At 44.5% G+C, this 21,014-nt stretch carries 19 protein-coding genes; 15 read left to right on the top strand and 4 right to left on the bottom strand.

What is annotated here, in order from left to right:
* Positions 1 to 59 precede the first annotated feature (59 nt).
* On the bottom strand, positions 60 to 1,190 hold the full coding sequence (ald, locus tag GLV98_RS07110) for an alanine dehydrogenase (RefSeq protein WP_160913506.1): 1,131 nt from the start codon (positions 1,188 to 1,190) through the stop codon (positions 60 to 62).
* A gap of 105 nt (positions 1,191 to 1,295) precedes the next feature.
* Positions 1,296 to 2,546, bottom strand: coding sequence for a PucR family transcriptional regulator (locus GLV98_RS07105; RefSeq protein ID WP_160913504.1), 1,251 nt, complete (start codon positions 2,544 to 2,546; stop codon positions 1,296 to 1,298).
* Between the two features lie 235 nt (positions 2,547 to 2,781).
* Between GLV98_RS07105 and GLV98_RS07100 the strand changes: the two genes are divergently transcribed.
* The 11 genes from GLV98_RS07100 to GLV98_RS07050 all read left to right on the top strand — a co-directional run bounded on the left by GLV98_RS07100 (position 2,782) and on the right by GLV98_RS07050 (position 15,496).
* On the top strand, positions 2,782 to 3,858 hold the full coding sequence (locus tag GLV98_RS07100) for a hypothetical protein (RefSeq protein WP_160913502.1): 1,077 nt from the start codon (positions 2,782 to 2,784) through the stop codon (positions 3,856 to 3,858).
* A gap of 129 nt (positions 3,859 to 3,987) precedes the next feature.
* Positions 3,988 to 5,637: a glycoside hydrolase family 13 protein gene (locus GLV98_RS07095; RefSeq protein ID WP_160913500.1), complete on the top strand. Its 1,650-nt coding sequence runs from the start codon at positions 3,988 to 3,990 to the stop codon at positions 5,635 to 5,637.
* Between the two features lie 124 nt (positions 5,638 to 5,761).
* Positions 5,762 to 6,514 carry an NERD domain-containing protein gene (locus GLV98_RS07090; protein ID WP_160914472.1) on the top strand — a complete coding sequence of 251 codons (753 nt, stop codon included), beginning with the start codon at positions 5,762 to 5,764 and terminating at the stop codon, positions 6,512 to 6,514.
* A 194-nt stretch (positions 6,515 to 6,708) separates the two neighbouring features.
* Positions 6,709 to 7,653 (top strand): N-acetylglucosamine kinase, encoded by a 945-nt coding sequence (locus tag GLV98_RS07085; RefSeq protein ID WP_160913498.1) that lies wholly within the window; start codon positions 6,709 to 6,711, stop codon positions 7,651 to 7,653.
* Between the two features lie 18 nt (positions 7,654 to 7,671).
* Positions 7,672 to 8,574, top strand: coding sequence for an N-acetylmuramic acid 6-phosphate etherase (murQ, locus tag GLV98_RS07080; RefSeq protein ID WP_160913496.1), 903 nt, complete (start codon positions 7,672 to 7,674; stop codon positions 8,572 to 8,574).
* 60 nt (positions 8,575 to 8,634) lie between these two features.
* The gene (locus tag GLV98_RS07075; RefSeq protein ID WP_160913494.1) at positions 8,635 to 10,017 is read left to right on the top strand and encodes an ABC transporter substrate-binding protein; all 1,383 of its coding nucleotides are present in this window, start codon (positions 8,635 to 8,637) and stop codon (positions 10,015 to 10,017) included.
* A gap of 145 nt (positions 10,018 to 10,162) precedes the next feature.
* Entirely contained in the window at positions 10,163 to 11,056 is an 894-nt protein-coding gene (locus GLV98_RS07070; RefSeq protein ID WP_160913492.1) for a carbohydrate ABC transporter permease, read from the top strand.
* Between the two features lie 19 nt (positions 11,057 to 11,075).
* Positions 11,076 to 11,912, top strand: coding sequence for a carbohydrate ABC transporter permease (locus GLV98_RS07065; protein ID WP_089651246.1), 837 nt, complete (start codon positions 11,076 to 11,078; stop codon positions 11,910 to 11,912).
* A 14-nt stretch (positions 11,913 to 11,926) separates the two neighbouring features.
* Entirely contained in the window at positions 11,927 to 12,805 is an 879-nt protein-coding gene (locus GLV98_RS07060; RefSeq protein WP_160913490.1) for a MurR/RpiR family transcriptional regulator, read from the top strand.
* 14 nt (positions 12,806 to 12,819) lie between these two features.
* Positions 12,820 to 14,223, top strand: a complete 1,404-nt coding sequence (locus GLV98_RS07055; RefSeq protein ID WP_160913488.1) for an FAD-binding oxidoreductase — start codon at positions 12,820 to 12,822, stop codon at positions 14,221 to 14,223.
* A complete protein-coding gene (locus tag GLV98_RS07050; protein WP_160913485.1) occupies positions 14,216 to 15,496 on the top strand; it encodes a (Fe-S)-binding protein in 1,281 nt (426 codons plus the stop codon). The genes GLV98_RS07055 and GLV98_RS07050 overlap by 8 nt, the downstream gene beginning before the upstream one ends.
* A 152-nt stretch (positions 15,497 to 15,648) precedes the next feature.
* Here GLV98_RS07050 and GLV98_RS07045 read toward each other — a convergent pair whose 3' ends face one another.
* Positions 15,649 to 16,596, bottom strand: coding sequence for a nuclease-related domain-containing protein (locus GLV98_RS07045; protein ID WP_160913483.1), 948 nt, complete (start codon positions 16,594 to 16,596; stop codon positions 15,649 to 15,651).
* A gap of 119 nt (positions 16,597 to 16,715) precedes the next feature.
* Here GLV98_RS07045 and GLV98_RS07040 point away from each other — a divergent pair, with 119 nt between their 5' ends.
* From GLV98_RS07040 to GLV98_RS07025, 4 genes are all read left to right on the top strand, one after another.
* Complete coding sequence (locus GLV98_RS07040; protein WP_160913481.1) at positions 16,716 to 17,393, top strand: response regulator transcription factor; 678 nt, start codon at positions 16,716 to 16,718, stop codon at positions 17,391 to 17,393.
* On the top strand, positions 17,390 to 18,751 hold the full coding sequence (locus GLV98_RS07035; protein ID WP_160913479.1) for an ATP-binding protein: 1,362 nt from the start codon (positions 17,390 to 17,392) through the stop codon (positions 18,749 to 18,751). Before GLV98_RS07040 ends, GLV98_RS07035 begins: the two co-directional genes overlap by 4 nt.
* A gap of 30 nt (positions 18,752 to 18,781) precedes the next feature.
* Positions 18,782 to 19,306, top strand: a complete 525-nt coding sequence (locus tag GLV98_RS07030) for a PepSY domain-containing protein (RefSeq protein ID WP_160913477.1) — start codon at positions 18,782 to 18,784, stop codon at positions 19,304 to 19,306.
* Positions 19,307 to 19,394: 88 nt separating this feature from the next.
* Positions 19,395 to 19,916, top strand: a complete 522-nt coding sequence (locus GLV98_RS07025) for a PepSY domain-containing protein (protein ID WP_160913475.1) — start codon at positions 19,395 to 19,397, stop codon at positions 19,914 to 19,916.
* 89 nt (positions 19,917 to 20,005) lie between these two features.
* On the opposite strand, the gene GLV98_RS07020 is transcribed toward GLV98_RS07025, so the two are convergent.
* Positions 20,006 to 20,863, bottom strand: a complete 858-nt coding sequence (locus GLV98_RS07020; protein WP_160913473.1) for a GAF domain-containing protein — start codon at positions 20,861 to 20,863, stop codon at positions 20,006 to 20,008.
* Between the last annotated feature and the right edge of the window lie 151 nt (positions 20,864 to 21,014).

The following is a 21,014-nucleotide window of genomic DNA, read 5'->3' as shown; positions in this document are numbered from 1 at the left end:
GGAAGTGTTTTCTTTCTCAATAAAAAAGCTCCTCCACGATTGTGGGGGAGCTTGTTGTATTATACGTGTGCTGGAGTTTGAAGAGCTTCTTTTACTGGTTTGTACTCGTAACCAAGATCACGAGCTACCGCTTCATAAGTCAGGTGACCATTCGCTGTGTTTACACCTGCTTCAATCGCTTTATTATCTTCCACCGCTTTGTTTACGCCTTTGGAAGCGATTTGCAAAGCGTATGGAATCGTTACGTTTGTAAGAGCGATCGTCGATGTACGTGGGACAGCTCCTGGGATGTTTGCAACCGCATAATGAAGGACGCCGTGTTTTTCATAAATCGGATCATCGTGTGTCGTAATGTGATCGACCGTTTCGAAGTTTCCGCCCTGGTCGATCGCGACATCTACGATGACAGAGCCGTCTTTCATTTCTTTAACCATGTCTTCTGTCACAAGTTTAGGTGCTTTTGCTCCTGGAATCAGGACTGCTCCGATGACTAGATCGGCTTCTTTGACCGCTTCCGCAATGTTGAACGGATTGGACATCATCGTTTGGATGTCTTTGCCGAACTGGTCATCCAGTTCACGCAGGCGATTCGGGTTCAAGTCCAATACAGTTACGTGAGCACCAAGGCCGATGGCAATCTTCGCTGCGTTCGTACCAACGATGCCTCCACCGATGATGACGACTTTTCCACGGGATACACCAGGAACTCCGCTAAGCAGGATTCCTTTTCCGCCAAAGGATTTTTCAAGATATTGAGCTCCTACTTGTGTCGCCATACGCCCGGCTACTTCACTCATTGGAGTTAGAAGAGGAAGTTTGTTATCGACAGCAACTGTTTCATAGGCAATCGCAGTTACTTCGTTTTCTACTAAAGCTTTTGTCAGTTCAGGTTCCGCTGCAAGGTGAAGGTATGTGAAAAGAATAAGTCCTTTGCGGAAGTAACCATATTCAGATGGAAGCGGTTCTTTTACTTTCATAACCATTTCTGAATTCGACCAAATATCGGAAGCGGTTTCAACAATCTCAGCGCCAGCATCACGATATTCTTCGTCGGTAAAATTACTTCCCGTTCCGGCCTGGGTTTCGATGCGGATCGTGTGTCCGGCTTTCATGAGATTGATGACACCTGAAGGCGTAATCGCAACGCGGTTTTCATTATTTTTAATTTCTTTTGGAATTCCGATAATCATGGGGAACGTCCACCTTTCAAATTGAATGTAACCAAAGTATAGCTCGCAATCCTGACTTTTTGTTTAGTTGAAAGTGAAAAAATAAACAGGAGGATTTGTGTAAAATCACAAATCCTCCTGTTCGTTCTCATAGATCAGTAAATCAAGGTAAAGCATTGTCTTCTGGTTCATATCCTTGAAGTCAATGTTCCCGATTTCTTTGATCCGCTTCAAGCGGTAGTTCAATGTATTCGTATGAATGTGCATATGGGATGCTGCCTGGTGGACATTGCTGTTCTTCTCAAGGAAAACTTTCAACGTTTCCAAGAGCATGGAGTTATGACGTTCATCGTATATTCGGATATTGGTCAAGGCATCGTTTTTATAATTCTCCCGTTTTTGAAGGGAGGACAGTTCATTGAGGAATTGGTAGACACCAAGATCCTGGTAATTGTCGACGTGCTGAAGGCCTGCGGAATATTGCTCTTTCAATTCCAGAACTTTCAACGCTTGCTTGTAACTATCACTGATTAAAGTCGGTGAGTCATAAATCAGCCCGAACGCCCCTTTTAAATCCTCAAAGTCCAGACGCTCCTTCATCTTTTGTGTGAATTCACGAATGAAAGCCTGATTCATTTCATTCGCATCTTCCTTATTATCGGTACGGACAAGGAGAATGAGCTGCTGGTCATCAAAGATCCGGTTCACAATCCGGGTTTGGTGGAGCGTTTCTGTTAAGTAATAGGCATGGCGCTCAACCGCCTGACTCATATCTTCCGTGAACTCGAACACGGCTACACAAAGCTGTCCTTGTAAATTCATATGAAATTTTTTGGCAAGCCGTTTGACCTCTGCTGGATTTTGGAGGGATCCTGTCAGCAGCTGCCAGAAGAATTCTTTTCGGTTTTCATCAGTTTTTTTCTTTTTCGCCTGCTGCCTTAGTAGATGATGGCTGACCCACTGGGCGGCTTCTTTCATCTCTTCCAAGTGTTCCGCTGTTACGGAGAGATCATTTGTCTGTGCCCATATAAACCCAAGAATCTCATTGTTTTTGCGGACAGAGACAGCTAACCTGTGCCCAAGACCAATGGAATCAATGGTTTTGACAATGATCGGCTGGTCACTTTCAAAAAGTTTGGCCATGATGCCTTGTTTCCATAATCCATTAATCACATGCTCCGGGACTTTCCGTCTCATGATGGTTGCAATTCTTGCTTCATCTACATTTTTCTCATGTTTACTGTAAGAGACGATGCGGTGGTTGGCATCTTCTATGGTCACTGGACATCCTAAGGTTTCCGCAATGCTGTCGGCAAGCCCCTCTGGGGAATCGATGTAATCTTTATATGAATAGTTCAAGTGTGATGAATGTTTCATAGCGGTGCTCCTTATGGTGTGAATACCTTTATATTATCATTGATTCTTTTATTACAACATCCATTTTCCTATTGAAGTATTTGTTTATTTAAACGAATATAGGGAATGGGATTTGTTCATTCTACCAAATCATAGAAAGCGCATTCATGATAAGCTGATTTTACATATTATATATGAAAGCGTTTAACTTATGCGGATAACCAGCAGACATCTCAGTACATTAGGAGGATTTTTCGTGAAAAAAGTAATGAAAATTGCAAGCGCTTTTATAGGAATTATCGTTGGTGCGGGCTTTGCATCAGGCCAGGAAATTCTTCAATATTTTACGAGCTTCGGGTACCTGGGAACCATCGGTACGATCATTTCAACCGCCCTGTTCGCGTATATGGGGATGATGCTCGTTAAACTTGGGACGAGGACACAGGCGACTTCACATAAGGAAGCGGTCTATAAAGTCAGTGGAAACAAATGGCTTGGACGGATTGTTGATTATGTCATCATTCTGACTCTGTTTGGTGTTGGTGTCGTCATGATTGCAGGAGCGGGTTCCATTCCAAGTCAGCAGTTTGGGTTACCACCACTCGTCGGTGTGATTTTCATGAGTGTCATCGTGATGGCAACCATCATGATGAATGTGGACAAAGTCGTCAATGTCATTGGCAGTATTACGCCGTTTTTAATCATTACCGTTTTAATTATATCCGGATATAGCTTGTTTACGATGGACCAGTCGTTTAGTGATTTGAACGCGGTTGCCGTTGATCAGCCATCTGCTTTATCCAATTGGTTTATTTCTGCCATCAATTACGTCTCCTTTAATGTGGCGGTCGGGGCATCGATGTCCTTGCTGATGGGAGGAAATGAGAAAGACGAACGTACGTCTGCACTCGGCGGGCTTCTCGGTGGATTAGGTCTTGGAATCATGATCGTGATCAGTCACCTGGCCATTTTCTCAAAAGTGGATGCCGTTGCGTCTTACGATATGCCGCTTCTGGCCCTTGTCGATGGGCTTTCTCCTGTATTAGGAACATTCTATTCTATTGTTTTGTTCGGGATGGTCTTTAATACAGCGGTCAGCATGTTCTTCTCCTTTGCCGCTCGTTATACAGAGGTCGGGACAAGCCAGCATAAGAAGTTCGTTCTGATTACTGGAGTCGTCGCTTTCGGGCTCAGCTTCGTAGGATTTACAGAACTTGTCGCGTTCTTCTATCCGTTGATCGGATATATGGGGCTGTTTTTAATTGTTGCGTTGGTCACAGCACCATTCCGTCTCAAAAAAGAACATAAAAATACAGAACGCTTATCCGCATAAACCAAAAGACCATCTCTCGGAGATGGTCTTTTTCCATTATCTGTATGACCTGGTACAACAAATAATGGAAGTATCCACCGGTTTTGCGTTATGGTTATATGAGAAGGTTTTCATAAGGGAGTGGTAGAGATGAATAATCAAGAATGGTGGAAGAAGAGTGTCGTCTATCAAATTTATCCGAAGAGTTTCAATGATACGAACGGGGATGGAATTGGTGATATTCCTGGAATTATAGAGAAGCTGGATTATCTAAAAGAGCTGGGCGTGGACGTCCTGTGGCTGTCCCCCATCTATGATTCTCCACAAGAGGATAATGGCTATGATATCCGCAACTACCGTCAAGTGGATGATCTTTTTGGAAGTATGGAAGATCTAGAACGGTTGCTGGATGAAGCTCATAAAAGAGATTTGAAGTTGGTCATGGATCTTGTTGTCAATCATACGTCTGACGAACATCCATGGTTTGTTGAATCTTCGAAAAGCAAGGAAAATCCATATCGCGATTATTACATATGGAAAGATGGCAAGGAGAACGGGGAACCGCCGACAAATTGGAGCTCTGTTTTCGGCGGCCCGGCCTGGGAATATGATGAAACGACAGGCCAATATTATTTACACATCTTTGCGAAAAAGCAGCCGGATTTAAATTGGGAAAACCCGAAGCTGCGGGAAGACGTGTATGACATGATGAAATTCTGGCTGGATAAAGGTATGGACGGGTTCCGTATGGATGTCATCAACTTTATCTCTAAGGATCCGGAATACCCCGATGGAGAGAATGGGGATGGGAGCCCGTATTTTATGAATGGGCCGCGTGTCCATGAATTTTTGCAGGAAATGAATCAGGAAGTTCTATCAAACTATGACGTGATGACAGTAGGGGAAATGCCTGGAGCTTCTCCAGAAGATGCAAAGCGTTACACGGATCCTGCGAATGAAGAATTGAATATGATTTTTACATTCGAGCATATGGATTTGGATTCGAACGGGGATAAGTGGAATTGGAAGGATTTAAACCTTGTCGACTTGAAGGAGAATTTTGAAAAATGGCAGACCGCGCTTCATGGTGTCGGATGGAACAGTTTGTACTGGAACAATCATGACCAGCCCCGTATCGTTTCGCGTTTCGGTGATGATGGAGAGTACCGAGTGAAGTCAGCCAAAATGCTTGGTATCTGCCTGCACATGATGCAAGGGACGCCTTATATTTATCAAGGCGAAGAGATAGGGATGACGAACGTCCACTTTGATACGCTTGAAGACTATAGAGATATTGAGCTTTTAAATATGTATAAAGAGAAGAAGGAACAAGGGTGGTCCCATGAAGATCTGATGAAAGCGATCTATGTAAAAGGCCGGGACAATGCCCGGACACCGATGCAGTGGAATGATTCGGAAAATGGAGGTTTTACAGACGGAGCCCCATGGATACAGGTGAATCCGAATTACAGTGAGATTAATGCCGAGCGTGCTCTGGAAGATAAAAATTCTGTGTTCTATTTCTATCAACAGTTGATCCGTTTAAGAAAAGAAATTGATATTATTACTGATGGCAGGTTTGAACTTTTAATGAGAGAAGATCCGAATGTTTTTGCTTATAAGCGTGTGAGCGATGAAGGAAGTCTTCTTGTCGTCTGTAACTTCTCTTCCGAAGAAGTGACATTAGATGAGGAAATTGTGAAAGAGATTGAAGGAATGCCTATTGTGATTACAAATGAAACAGCATCATCAGGTCGCGGTGGATTGGCTCCTTATGAAGGAACAGTTTATAAGCTTTGATGGAAATAATAACCACACCAGGTCATCCAATATTTGGAGGACCTGGTGTGGTATTTTTTACAAAATAGGATCTCTGCCGATATTAATGATGTGGAGGTAACGTCATGCTTTTGGAGGAGATCTTGTGTTCTTTAAGATTGTGCTTTTGGTTTTGGTGTTTTTTGGAGGATCCCTTGCTAATCCAGTGGTTAAAGGGAAAATTGGAGAAGCTAAGGTTTCCCTTCTACTTAAAAGACTGAATAACAACGAGTATTATGTCATCAATGATTTATTGCTGGAAACGGAGAAGGGAACGACTCAAATTGATCATGTAGTGGTATCGATCTACGGAGTTTTTGTCATTGAGACAAAAAATTATAAAGGATGGATTTTTGGTGCTGAAAGAAGTAAAAAGTGGACACAGGTTATTTATAAGAGAAAGCATACATTCATGAATCCGGTCCACCAGAATTATGGTCACATGAAAAGCTTAGAAGAGGTATTAGGCAAAACTTATTCTCATCCTTTTTGTTCGATTATATCTTTCAGTTCCAAATCTACGCTGAAAGATATAACCATTGCTTCTCCTTTGATACATGTAGTGAATAACTTTCACTTACTGAATACAATCAAAATGTATGATGAGAGACTGATATCCAATGCAAATATGAAAGGAATCATTTATAAGCTAAACCATCATAATATTGAAGATAGAACAAGGAGAGAAAACCATGTCATTAATGTGAAGGAGAAACAAGAACGGATTCGTCAAAAAGTAAAAGAGATGAAGTGCCCTAATTGCGGAGGAGAACTGATTGATCGCATTGGTAAATATGGGACGTATAAAGGGTGTAAAAGCTTTCCAGAATGTCGATTCACCTATAACCGAACATCATAATTGAAACTACATGGAAAAAAGTGGTGTACCAGGTCATCCAAATATTGGATGACCTGGTACACCACTTTTTAGTATTTCTGATCAACCTATCTATCGGGGCTCTTTTGAAATATAATTACAATATTTCAAAACATATGTTGACATAAAAATTCATAAATTTTATAATAAAGCCAACAAAGATTTGGAGGAAGTCCATGAACTATGTGATTGGAATAGACGGAGGCGGGACGAAAACGACGTGCCTGTTCCTAGAAGCAAATCACTGTACATACCCGGAACAACCAAAAGTCATCCATGGGCCGGGGACCAATCCTCATCAGATTGGTTTTGAGGAAGCGGGTCATCGCTTAACGGCTCTTATCAAAAAAGGATTACAAACATTCAACGTAGATTCTGCACAGATCATAGGCATTGGCTTCGGACTTGCTGGTATTGGAAGACCAGAGGACGAAGAAAGAATGAGTAAGATTGTGCAGGATATTTTTTGGGATTTATCATTTTCTGAAAATTTAAACTCATTTGTTGGATCCGATAGTGTAGCGGCGCTGAAAGGAGCGCTTTCCCTAAAAGATGAGTCTGGAATTCTCGTCATTTCAGGGACAGGATCGAATGCTGTTGGGGTAGATCGTGAAGGGCTTATCCATAAATGTGGAGGCTGGGGCCATCTTATTGGTGATGAAGGAAGTGGATACTATCTTTCTTTGAAAGCGTTATCAAAAGTGGCGAAGGAAGCAGATGGACGTGGAAAGGAAACGCTTATTACTCCTCTTATATTAGAGAAATTAAATTTACATAAGCCTGAAGATCTTGTCCGACACATATATGGGGGGACACACGAAAAACACGAAATAGCCAAGCTTGCGACATGCGTGATCGAAGCTTCGGAGCGACAGGATGAAGTTGCGGTGAAGATATTGAAAGAAGCGGCCGATGAACTCGTTTTACATGTGGAAAGTATCGCTTGCCGCGGTTTTGAAAGTGATACGACCATTACAGCAGCTGGGTCTATTTTTAAGCACTCAAAAGTTCTGAAACAACATTTCATCCAGCAGATCGAAACAAAAGGGTTAGGCGTATATAAAGAGCCCTATGCTCCACCTGAGTTTGGAGCAGCCCTGTTAGCAATCCCGGAAAATTAATCAAAGGTGGTGCCAAAGGTGACGAATTCCTTGACGTTCCTAACAACAGAGCAACGAAATGAACGAACGAAAAACATGGATGAAATGACGACTGCTGAAATCCTGAAAGTCATGAATGAAGAAGATCACAAAGTTGCAGAAGCCGTCAAACAGGTTTTACCGGCCATTACGAAAGCTGTCGATCATATTTCCGCTTCTTTGAAAAAGGGAGGCCGACTCTTTTATGTAGGAGCAGGAACGAGCGGAAGGCTGGGTATTTTGGACGCTTCCGAATGTCCACCGACCTTCCTCGTGGATCCAGATATGGTTCAAGCGGTCATGGCCGGGGGCGGTGACGCCTTCACGAAGGCCAAAGAGAATTCCGAAGATAATGCGGCACAAGGCGAAACCGACTTGAAGGCAAAGAAACTCACCTCAAACGATGTCGTCGTCGGCATCACCGCCAGCGGCCGAACACCTTATCCAATCGGCGCTCTCAAACATGCGCATGCGGTTGGGGCTTACACGATCTCCTTGTCGTGCAACAACCGCTCTGAAATCAGTGATTATGCTGAGTGCCCGATCGAGGTTGTCGTCGGACCGGAAGTTTTGACAGGTTCAACACGACTGAAAGCAGCAACAGCTCACAAAATGGTGTTGAACATGATGAGTACGACAGCGATGGTCAAACTCGGGAAGGTCTATGAAAATCTGATGGTGGATGTCCATGCAAGCAATCATAAATTGAGAGAACGCGCGAAAAGCATTCTGATGGAGTGCACCTCAGCGACTTATGAGGAAGCGGAGGACACATTGAAAAAAGCGAAGCTGCAAGTGAAGCCCGCAATTGTCATGCTGAAGCGAAGCGTTTCCTATGAGCAAGCCAAACAAATGCTTCAGGCGAATGAGGGCAATTTGAGGAAAGCCACGCAAGAATCTTAATGATTTGAAGACCATTGTTCATGGTTTCAAATAAATTTTTCAATCAAAAAGGGGGAGCTTATGTTGAGCATGTGGCGGAAAACATCTGCTTGGTTGATGATGGCGGTTTTGTTCGCTTTCTTGTTGTTGGTCGGTTGTGCACCAGGAGCAGGGACGGAAGAAACAGACAGCGAGGGCACAGAAGAAGAGTCTAGTTCTGAAGGGTCTTCAGAGTCCAGTGAATCCGGTGAAGTTTCGGGAGAGCTTGAGATTCAGTACTTTGTCGGTGGTTATGGAGATTCTTGGTGGAAAGAAGTCATTGCCGATTTCCAGGAAGAGTATCCGGATGTCTCGATCACGGAACATGCAGGACCTAATATTAATGAAGAAATGCGTTCGCGCTGGGTATCCGATGATCCACCTGATGTCGTCTACATTGATGGTGCCGGTTCCAGTGAAACACAGATGGTTGAAGATGGTCAGCTTATGAACTTGACGGAATGGTTGAGCGGCGTTGAGCTTGAAGATGGCTCCGCTCTAGGTGAAAGTTTTATTGTTGACCCTGCTAAATACGATGGAGAGATCTACAGCTTACCACTTGTCTTCGATACGTGGGGCACATGGTATGACAATGCCTGGTTTGAAGAAAACAATTGGGATGTACCGAAAGACTTCCCGAGCTTCATGGATACGATGAGTCAGATCAAAGAAGATGAAGGTATTGAACCTTTCGTAACGACAGGCCAATATCCATACTACTTCCTACGCGGCATGCTTTACCCTGCCTTTGGTGCAGCAGGTGGAGACGAGTTACTTAATGATGTCATTACAGGTGCAGAAGGCGCCTGGACGAGTGAACCTGTCCTTAATGTCATGAAAAAAGTGGAGCAGATGCAGCAAGAAGGCATGATTGATTCCGGGTTTGGTGCGTTGAACCATACGCAATCCCAGATGAACTTCCTGCTTCATGACAATGCATTTATTCCGGTCGGTTTCTGGCTGCCGAATGAAATGGCGAATGATACGCCGGAAGACTTCGAATATGGATTCATTCCTTCTCCGATGCAGGATGAAGGTGAACCAGCGGCAATTGTTCCAGATCTACGTCCATTAGCGATTGCAGAAAAAGCAGAAAACCCAGAAGCAGCGAAAGCTTTCGTCGAGTTTGTTTTCACAAAAGAATATGCGAAGAGTTTCTCTGAACATACGGGAGCGATCATGAACTTGCAAGGGGTCGACCTAGCTTCCAGTGAGGAAGTTCCTCCATTCTTGATTGATGCCAACGAGATGATTAACGATCCTGAGCAAGTCCAGATTTATCAAAAGCCACACCCGATGAGTTCAGAGCTTGAAACGCCAATCAGCAACTCACTCGTATCTTTGATGCTTGGTAACATTACGGCAGAAGAGTTCGTTGAGGAAGCTGAACAAGCGGCAGCGGAATACCGCAGCAGTTTGGAGTAAAGGACAAGTGGAATGTGGAGGCGGATGTCTTCACATTCCATTTTTCTTAAAGGCATAAGCCAATCAGCAGCGGGAAAGCCATCCTGCTGTTGCTTGACTTATGCTAGTAAAAACATATTCAAACTAGAAAAAGAGGTGGTTGTAAATGGTCCAGTCCAAACGACAGCGGAACTTGTTCCTTGCCTTCTGTCTTGTTCCGACATTCATATTGTTTGCGGTGTTCACGTTGTACCCGTTATTCAATGGTCTTTATTATTCCTTTTTCAAATGGTCGGGAGCATCTTCACTCGCAGAGTTCGTAGGTTTTGAAAATTATCGCCGGTTGTTCAGTGATGAAATCATCCCAAGTACGATTTGGCACGATTATTTTCTCGTCATAACAAAAGTCATCGGCATCATGATTCTATCCACCTTTTTTGCCGTTGCTTTAACGCAAATGAAAATCAAAGAAGCGCCATTTTATCGGATTGTCTTCTTTTTCCCGAACATCATGTCCGTGGTCGTCATCGGGATCCTCTGGATGTTCATCTATAACCCAAGTCTCGGGCTTGTGAACTCAGGTCTTGAGTTAATCGGTCTTGAGAGTTGGACGCGACCGTGGCTCGGAAGTGAAGACTGGGCGTTGCCAAGTCTTGTATTACCTTCTGTCTGGGCAGGGATCGGGTTGTTCATGCTCATGCTGATGGGCGGAATTTCTAACATATCGAAGAGTTATTATGAAGCGGCTGAAATTGACGGGGCCACCGAGTGGCAGCAGTTTTGGAAGGTGACCTTGCCGCTGATCTGGCCGCAAATCAAGATTTCCATTTTGTACATCATTATCACGACGTTGAACGGGTCCTTCATTATTGTTCAGGTTATGACCAAAGGTGGACCGAACAACTCGACACACGTGATGGGTTCCTACTTATATGAACAGGCTTTCGTCAAATACAACTTCGGATACGGGGCGACGATCGGGGTTATGATTTTGATTTTGTCTCTCGTGACCGTCTTGATTATGCAATTCCTGATGAGAAGAGAGAAAGTGGAGTATTAACAGACAGGAGGGGAATAGGGTGCAAAAAGGGAGTATTTTTTCAAGGACGATTGTACGTATTCCATTGATCATCTGGTCACTGGCGGTCTTATATCCGATTTTTTGGATGGTGTTGGGGGCATTCAAATCCAATGCCGAAATCTACGCCAATCCATGGGGGCTGCCGGAATCGTTCAGTTTCAGTAATTTCGTCGATGCATGGAGCAATTACAATATCGATGCGAGTGTGTTTAATAGTTTCATTGTTACCGGTCTTGGTGCGACACTGACCCTTGCGATGGCGATTCCGACTTCTTATGCGTTAGAGCGCATGCGTTTCCGCGGAAACCGGTTGTTGTTCACGCTTTATATTTCAGCGATGATGATCCCGATGGTCCTCGGCTGGATTCCGTTGTTCTTCCTACTGATGCAGCTGAATTTGCTTGATAACATCTTCGGGCTCAGTATTGTCTATGCGGTCAGCCAATTGCCGTTCAGTATTTTCGTTCTGACGAGTTTCATGGCAACGATTCCAAAATCACTGGAAGAAGCGGCAGCGATTGATGGGATGTCGCCGTATGGCATCCTGTGGAAAATCATTACGCCACTTTCGACAACCGGGATCATTACCGTTACGATTATGAATATGATCCAGTTTTGGAATGAGTATTTTATGGCGCTCATCTTCCTTCAAACAGAGGAAAACTATACGCTTGCTCTCGCGATTGATTATATTAGTAATGAAACGCAGTACACGAATGCATGGGGGACGCTGTTTGCGAGCCTCGTCATTGCCATCGTCCCAGTGATTGTATTGTATGCGATTTTCCAACGCCGAATCGTTAAAGGAATGACCGAAGGCGCCATTAAAGGATAAGTGTGGTGATAGAAATGAAGAATTCACTAACTGGCGGGCTTGTCATTCTAAATGAAATGAAAGATAAGCTTCCGCCTTCTGAAAAAAAGATCGCCGAATTCATTTTGGATCAGCCTCACGAAGCGATCCATTGTACGGCGACACAGCTTGGTGAACTGAGTTCGACGAGCAGCGCGGCCGTCATTCGGTTATGCAAATCACTGGGATTGAAAGGTTTGCAGGAGTTGAAATTGAGGATTTCCGGCGATTTGCAAAAGAAACCGGAGGCCAGGTACCGGGACATTCAACCGGGGGAGCCTTCAGACTCAATAGTAGAGAAAATAACGAGCAACAGCTTGCAGGCGATCCGCGAAACGACGGAGATGGTGGATTACCGGACGTTATCAGAAGCGGTGAAGCTGTTGAATGAAGCAGGATCGATTCACTTTTTCGGTGTAGGTGCTTCAGGAATCATCGCTCAGGATGCCCAGCAGAAATTTTTACGGATGAACAAACCCACCTCTGCGTTTACAGATATGCATAATGCGGCGATGAATATCGCCAACGTGACGGAGAATGATGTTGTCTTTGGTATTTCTTTTTCTGGTGAAACTCATGAAACAGCAAAGATTATGGAAATTGCAAAGAAAAAGGGAGCTCGGACGATTAGCCTGACGCGGTACGGACAGTCTCCTGTGACGGAGCATGCTGATGTTTCGCTGTACATTTCTGCCTCAAGGGAGATCCCCGCACCGTTTCGGAGTGGAGCCACATCTTCCCGTCTCGCCCAGTTACATATGATCGACATTCTTTTTGTCAACGTCGTCACGGAACAGTGGGACAAAGCCTCGGAGTACTTTCACGAAATTACCGACGTCATGGATTTGTTGAAAGCGAAGAAAACAAAGGGATAAGGAGGAAACATCGTATGGAAAAGTGGTTGGAAGAGCTCCAGTCCTTGCTTCCGGAAGGGCGTGTTTTAACCTCATTGGCCGACCGTCACAGTTACAGTTTTGATGCTTCTTTTGGGGAACACCTGCCGGATGCAGTTGTGCAGGTGAAGGAAAAACTGGAAGTCGCTGATGTTCTGAAGCTTGCCAATCGTTACAAAGTTCCGGTCCATCCGCGCGGTTCCGGCACTTGCCTGAGCGGCGGTCCCCTTCCTGTGCATGGTGGAATCGTTCTGGATATGTCTCAATTCCCAGCAGTCATTGACCTCAGTCCGCGTGATTTGACGGTAAAAGTGACGCCGAGCGTGTTGACCGGGAATATCAATAAAGCGGCAGAAAAACACGGACTGATGTACGCGCCAGACCCAAGTAGTGCCCATGTAGCAACAATTGGAGGCAACCTTGCGGAAAACTCCGGCGGTCCCCGAGGGCTGAAATATGGAGTGACGAAGGATCACGTGCTTGGTTTGGAGGTTGTGACCCCTGAAGGTGAAATGATAAAGACAGGGGGTCAGACGATCAAGAATGTCACAGGCATTGACTTGACGAAGCTGATTGTCGGTTCGGAAGGAACGCTTGGCGTCATTGTAGGAGCTACGCTAAAGCTGATGCCGAAGCCGCCCGCTGTGCAGACGATCATGGTTGCTTTTGACGAAGTGCGAAAAGCAGGCGAAGCGATATCCCAGACGCTAACGTCAGGGATATTGCCAGCGAAGATGGAATTTATGGATCAAGCCTGTATCGTAGCCGTCGAAAACTTCCAACCCGTCGGTCTGCCTGTCGATGCGGCTGCCGTCATTATCATTGAACTCGATGGACATCCCGAAACATTGCGTGTGGAGCGGGGTCTGATCGAGGAGATTATGGAGGAGATGGGCGCGAAAGAAATCATCATTCCGAAAAGTGATGAGGAAGCGGCCAAGCTCTGGCATGCACGCAAGCAAGTGTCACCTGCAATTGCGAAGATCAAGCCGACGAAGGTATCCGAAGACGCAACGGTTCCGAGGAGCAAAATCCCGGACTTTATGGACCGATTAGAGCTCATCAAAGAAAAGTACGGCCTGGAAGTCGTGGCCTTCGGGCATGCGGGTGACGGCAACCTGCACCCGAATATTTTATGTGACAAACGAAATGTGGAAGAAATGAAGCTTGTTGAAAAAGCAGTGGAGGATATGTTCCAGGCTGCCCTCGATCTTGGGGGCACGCTTTCCGGCGAGCACGGAATTGGTACGATGAAGGCACCGTTCATGGAGCTTGAACTTGGAGAAATCGGACTGGATATGATGAAGCGCATTAAGGACAGCTGGGACCCGAACGGCATCTTGAACCCAGGCAAAGTTTTTCCGGAAAAAGGCCAGAAGTTGGTGCTGCATCATGACTAGTTCGCTGAAGGAACGCCTGAACTATGACAAGACGTTCGACTGTGTCCAGTGCGGCTATTGTCTTCCGGCCTGTCCAACGTATGAAACGATGGAAAAAGAAACCCACTCGCCAAGAGGTAGGATCAATCTTGTGAAGATGGTTGCGGAAGGGAAAGCTTCTGTTGAGGATTTGAAGGAACCGATTGAGAAGTGTCTCGGCTGCATGGCGTGTACGACTGTCTGTCCGACGAACGTTCAGTATGGAGAGATCTTCGAAGGGGCCAAGCGTGTGATTGATGAGGAAAGACCGCGCCGCCTTGTGGAGGACTTCTTGTTTCAATCGTTTTTTCCTTCTTCGAAGTGGATGAGTACTTTAGGAAATGCGACTTGGCTTTACCAGAAAAGTGGATTGCAGAAGGTTTCTCAGCGGTTTGGGTTGACGAAACGTGCACCCCTTCAGATTCATGAGTTTGAAGCGGCTTTACCAAGCATGCCTACGCCGAAAAAACGCCGTCGGGAGCGAGTGGATCGATACGTGCGCAAGCGGCCGGCTGTTGCGAAGATTGGATTTTTTAAAGGATGCGTGATGGACAGCGTCTTTTTTGAAACGAATCAGAATACGGTGGAGCTTTTGCTTAGGAGTGGAGCGGAGGTCGTTTTTCCAGAAGCCCAGACGTGTTGCGGTGCTCTTCACGCTCATACGGGAAAAGTCGATCAGTCGGTGGAACTTGCGAAGCGTAATATTGAAGCTTTTGAAGAAGAAGGCTTTGATTATATCGTGAACAATGCCGGTGGCTGTGGGGCTCGGCTGGTCGAGTATGCTCATCTGTTTGATGAGGGAACAGAGTGGTACGAGCGTGCAGAGCGGTTTGTTGATCGAGTGCGGGATATTTCTGAAGTGCTTGTCGGATTAGACGGACTTGCTTTTGAAAAAGAGTTGTCGAGGACCGTAACTTATCAGCCTTCCTGTCACTTACGCAACGTACAGAAGGTAACGAGCGAGCCACTTGATTTGATTAAGCGCATACCTGGTGTGGAATTACGTGAGTTGGAGCGACCGGAGTTCTGCTGTGGGTCTGCTGGGGTTTATAATATCGTAAACTATGAAGATGCTATGGATATTTTGGATGTGAAGATGCAGGATGTTTGTGGTACGGGAGCAGGCGGTGTTGTGACTTCGAATCCTGGGTGCCAGCTGCAGATGAAGCTTGGTGTGGAGCGCGAAGGTTTGCAGATGGAAGCTGTGCACTTGGTAGATTTGTTGATGGAGGCTGATCCTAGGCCGAAGTGGTGAGACGATCTCTTGATGAGGTCGTCTTTTTTTGGGTGGGAGGAGTGCGGTGTTCGGCGGATATCGGCTGAATTTTGGTTATATCAATTAAAAATGGAATATATCAATTAAAATCAAGATATATCGGCTGAAATAGAAATATATCAATTAAACTATTACAAAAAGTACACCCTTCCTTTATTCTCCCCTTCTGATTTTAAATTCATATCTCTAAGTATATTTTGCATAGCGGAGGGGGAGTTGATGAGCAAAAAACTTCTTGCTTGAAGGTTATTAATTCTTTGTCCCATAAGTAATGAGTAATCACCTAGTGCAGGGATGTGCGCTCTTCGGTCTCTATGGAGACAAATCCCGCACTGCCAAGTTCCGCGTTTTCTTTTCATAGGGAGAGCGTTACAATTCGTGCAAAATACCCCTCGTTTAAAGTCTTTAATAGAAAGAGAGAAATATTTTATATAATCAAATTCATTATCTGTATGGTCAGATAGTAATTCGCTAGAAAGTAAATGAAGAGAAGAGATGCTTAATTTCTGTAAATCGTTGTGCTGAGAGATAATCTCTTCCACCTTTTCCGGCAGAGCTTCCGTACGGATAACGATATCCAGTGAAGGGTCATCTGTGTTTATCGAAGTACCAGGATGACTGTTCGCAACGAGGCAGTAGATAGGAATGTCGGGGAAATCTTTTAAATGAAGCCATTGCTGCAACTGTCTTCGATGCCTTCTTACTTGAAGAACGGGATCGGAAAACGTTTGCGGTCCATCATCCCATGTCCTGGATAGGAAGTTGAACCTTTGATTGTAAAACAACTCTCCACCAATGTTCTTCGCTTCAACAATCAAAATCCATTGGTTCGTTAAAATCAGGCAATCGATTTGGAAATAGTGGGTGCCATCATAGAGACGCAGGTGATGGAAAATGTGATAGTGTTCGGGAAGGTAGGAGAGTGGAAAATTGAGGGCGAGTTCTCCTTTGTGTCCGGAGAGGCGAGTTTTGAGGTGTTCTTTGACTTTTGGCATTTGGGGATGGCTCTCAGGAAGCCGTCGTTCTATGGCTTGCAGTTGTTCGATGTCTCTTGGAAATGTTCGCTGCTTAATGATCATGGCATCCGTCCTTTCTTTTATTATCGTACGATAAAACGTGTTGGATTCCTATTAAATATTCAACCCGCAACCTGCCAATATGCTAAAATACAGGCAACAAAACAAATGAGGGATGAGCATTGAGCAAACCTAATATTTTAGTCGTTGAAGATGAAACAAAAATAGCTCGTGTATTGGAGTTGGAACTCGAATTTGAAGGGTATCAAGTCACGAAAGCTCATGACGGGATGGAAGGTTTACGGCTTTATCGTGAAAAAGAGTGGGACTTGCTTCTTCTTGATATCATGCTTCCGGGCTTGAGCGGCACGGATCTCCTCAAAAGAATTCGTTCTGGTGACGAGGAGACGCCGGTTATTATGCTGACGGCGAAGGATGCAGTGAGGGATAAGGTGACAGGTCTCGATCTTGGAGCGAATGATTATGTAACGAAGCCCTTTGAGATCGAGGAGCTGCTTGCAAGGATACGAGCAGCTTTACGGACAAAGTCTGAGCAACAGGTCATGAGAATGGAAGACCTGACCGTCAACGTAAACACGCATGAAGTGCACCGGGGTGAAAAGTCCATAGAGTTGACGGCCAAGGAGTTTTCTCTTCTTGTCTATCTAATGAAAAATAAGCGTCAAGTGCTGAACCGTGAGCAGCTGCTGGAAGGTGTATGGGGCTTTGACTATTACGGGGATACGAATATCGTTGATGTGTATATCCGTTATTTGCGTAACAAAATGGATAAGGGATACGAGACGAAGTTGATTCATACCGTCAGAGGAGTCGGCTACGTGTTGAAGGATGCACGATGAAACTCGGGAATCGGATTCAATTTTATACGACGGGCCTGTTCGTCATCCTTCTTGTGCTGATCAGCGCGGCGGTTTATTTTTCTTTCAGTAAAATTGTTTATGACAGTGATGTGGATCAAACGAGGCTTGAAGCGGAGCGTATTGTAACGGGTATCCATGAACGTTCTGGTGATTCCCTGTCCGCAGACGTCTTGAGAGCTTATGTTCCTGCCAATGGCATGATCCGGCTGGTCCTTCCGGATGGAACTTCAGAAATCAGTTTAACGGGAGGGAGCCAGGAGAACCTCATTGAGCAAGCTTATCCCTATGAAGCAGGGGAAAAAGCGGAGGTCCGAACATACGAAGGTCTTCCTTATGCTTTTGTATCCATCCCAATCGTGTGGACAAACGGCGAGGTCGTTTCTTTTCAGCTGACAAGAAGTCTGGAGGCGACGGCACAGAATTTAACTATTCTTAGAATTGTTCTGATGACCGTCGCTCTTCTTGCGATGATTCCGTTTTTCCTTTCTTCAACACTTTTAAGCCGGTTGATTGTCAATCCGATCCGCTCATTGATCCAAACGATGCAGCAAATCAGGGGCAGTGGCCAGTTTAAACATATCCCTTATGAAGGGAAGTCCAATGATGAGTTAGCCCAAATGGCCGATACGTTCAACAAAATGATGGTTCAGCTTGAAGAAAACTATCAAAAGCAGGAGCAGTTTGTTTCAAATGCTTCTCATGAGTTGAAAACTCCGTTAACGGTGATCGAGTCCTATGCAAGTCTTTTGAAGAGAAGAGGAAAGCAGGAGGAAGAACTTTTTCAAGAATCTGTGGAAGCCATTCATTCGGAGGCGAAACGAATGCGTGAACTTACAGAACAGCTTCTACTCCTTGCAAGAAAAGAAGAACATTGGGATGTTCAATTTGAGTCTGTCGAGCTCTCCCAGTTACTGCAGACAACCGTCGCCTCTTTTGAAAAAGCTTACCAAAGAAGAGTTGAACTCTCCTGCCCTCAAGAGCTTCATTTAATAACGGATGAGCAAAAATTGAAGCAGTTGCTTTATATTTTCATGGATAATGCCAGGAAGTATAGTGAAGAGGCAATTGAAGTGCATGTAGAAAAGGCAGGAAAGCATGTGGCCATCCGTGTCATGGATCGAGGAATTGGGATGTCACAAAAAGATCTTGAAAAAGTCTTTGATCGCTTTTACCAAGTGGAGGAATCGAGAACCGAAGGATATGGATTAGGCCTTTCGCTGGCTGAAGAGTTGGCTCATGCGCTCAAGGCTGACATTCAACTTTCCAGTGAGAAAGGGAAAGGGAAAGGGACCACGGCCACGATTCTTTTGCCGCTCTCAGAGGATTCTCATTTTTAGAGAGTAGGATGCTATGAAGGAGGGAGTTTTATGGCTAACCGTTTTAAGGTGTTGATTTCCATAGGTCTGCTCACTCTCTTGATCGTCCTGGGGTGGCAGTGGATTAACCAAAGTCTGAGTGCTGAGCCGTTATCGGAGTCCGATATTCGTGAAAAAGTACAGACACAATACAATGGTGAAATTACAGATGTAACTTCGATGGAGGATCATTATCTGGCAACCATAGAATTAGACGAAGGTGTTTATGAAGTGGTTGTTTTAAAAAAGGATGGCCGTATTTCTGATATTCGGCCGCTTGAAAGTCTTAAAGACAACGATTCAACTGCACCATCGGAAGACCAGTCTGAAAACGCACAAACGGAGCCGATTACTGAAGAAAAGGCAAAGGCTGTGGCACTGAATGAAATCGAAGGGGCAGTGGATGATATCGATTATGAATCTGGAGGCGATCCTGCCTTTTACCTTGTCGAAATCGAGCGGGCGGGTGGTGAGGAAGCAACCGTCCAAGTCCATGCCCTTACAGGTGAAATCATGTCCGTCACCTGGGATGATTGATTTCTCATCAAATTCTCATTTTCTTCTTTCTTTGTTCTCATCGTGGGTGGATATAGTAATAGTAGAACAACAAAGAGGAGGAGATAAAATGAAGAAAAAGTGGCTGATTGGCGGTATTGTGAGTGTTGTTGTATTGGGCGGCGGTGCTTTTGGTGTAAGTGCTGTATCAGGTGATGATCAATTCTCTGAAAGTGAAGTGGATCTTTCTCAAAAAGAAGCAGAAACTGCCGCTAAAGAGGAAGTAGATGGCTTGACGATTGAAAAGGTAGAAAAAGATAAAGAGGACGGTATTTTAGTCTATGAGTTTGAGGGTCAGACAAATGATGGCAAAGAAGCGGAAGTGGAAGTGGACGCAAACACGGGAGAAGTCTTACAAGTAGAGCATGATGATGACGATTCCAATGAAACTTCAGCGGAAGATTTGAAAATAACAAAAGAAGAAGCTGAGAAAACCGCTAAAGAAAAAGCCTCTGGCAGTGAAATGAAAGACATGGAAATCGACGATGGACATTACGAGTTTGAATTTCATGATGATTCCTTTGAATATGAAATCACTGTGGATGGTCAAACAGGGGAAGTCATCGATTTTAAAAAAGAAAAGTTGAAATAAATAATAAGAAGCTCCACCGAAAGATGGTGGAGCTTTTCCTATGAAATCTTTTATAGAAGGAAGCATCCAAAATCACATTGGAGTGTTCTTTAATGACGTTCCACTAATTGAAAACCGATTGTTGAAAGAGCTGTCTTTAAATTAGAAACCGTTTTAGGCTTGTGAGGGGACAGCACATTCGTTTCTATTTCTTTATGAGCGACTTCCGGAGTAATTCCAGTCAAAATCGTATTAATTCCCATCACTTGCAAGGCGTGAATCAGTTTTGGAAGCATTTCAGAGAAGAATTGATCACGGACAACTAATCCAGATAAATCCAGTACAAAATGATCAATATCCTGCTCTTTTCCGTATAATAGGACGTCTTGCATCAGTTTGTCCGCACGTTCTTCATCCACGATCCCCTGGATAGGGACAACAGATACACCTTCTGTGATCGGTATGATCGGTACATTCATCAATCCCATGTTGTAGTGGGTTTGATCAAGGTCAATCATATGAGACAGGACAGCCGCGATTGTTTGTAAAAATTCTATGTCTTCATCGGTAAATTGTTTTTCTTCTTTGTCCATCACACAAAGGGTTCCGAACACATTCCCTCGTAAATCTTTTAACGTGACACCGAGGTACCCTTTGACCTCCAGTTGGGCTGAGGCTTCCATTTCACGAGTGAGTGGGTCGTCCATTAAGTTGGTTGTTCTAAGTACATGGTCCTGGTCATTTATAATTAGGCGGCAATGGCTTTCTTCATAATCAATGGTAAACCCTTCGGGGACGATTTCCTCTTCCTTATTCAAGGAACTCAGTACGGTCATCGCGTGTTTACCTCTCATCGTTACATAAGCGGTCTGGACATTCAATCTTTGTGTCACCACTTCAAACATTTTCTTAGCGGCTGATTTCAAAGAATAATATCCTTCTGATTCCAGCAGATGTTCTTCCGACATGAAAAACCTTCCTTTTCACAAAATTAGGAGCTATACCCTATTATACCCTATTACCCTTTGAAACTGAGATTAATCCTATAATTTTCAAAGAATGTGTCGTAATCGCCAGTTAAATGGCAAAAAATAATGAAATACTTAGCAATCAATAGAA

This window comes from Halobacillus litoralis, assembly GCF_009856415.1.
Lineage (GTDB): Bacteria > Bacillota > Bacilli > Bacillales > Halobacillaceae > Halobacillus > Halobacillus litoralis_C.
This window is presented reverse-complemented; position numbering and strand designations above follow the sequence as displayed.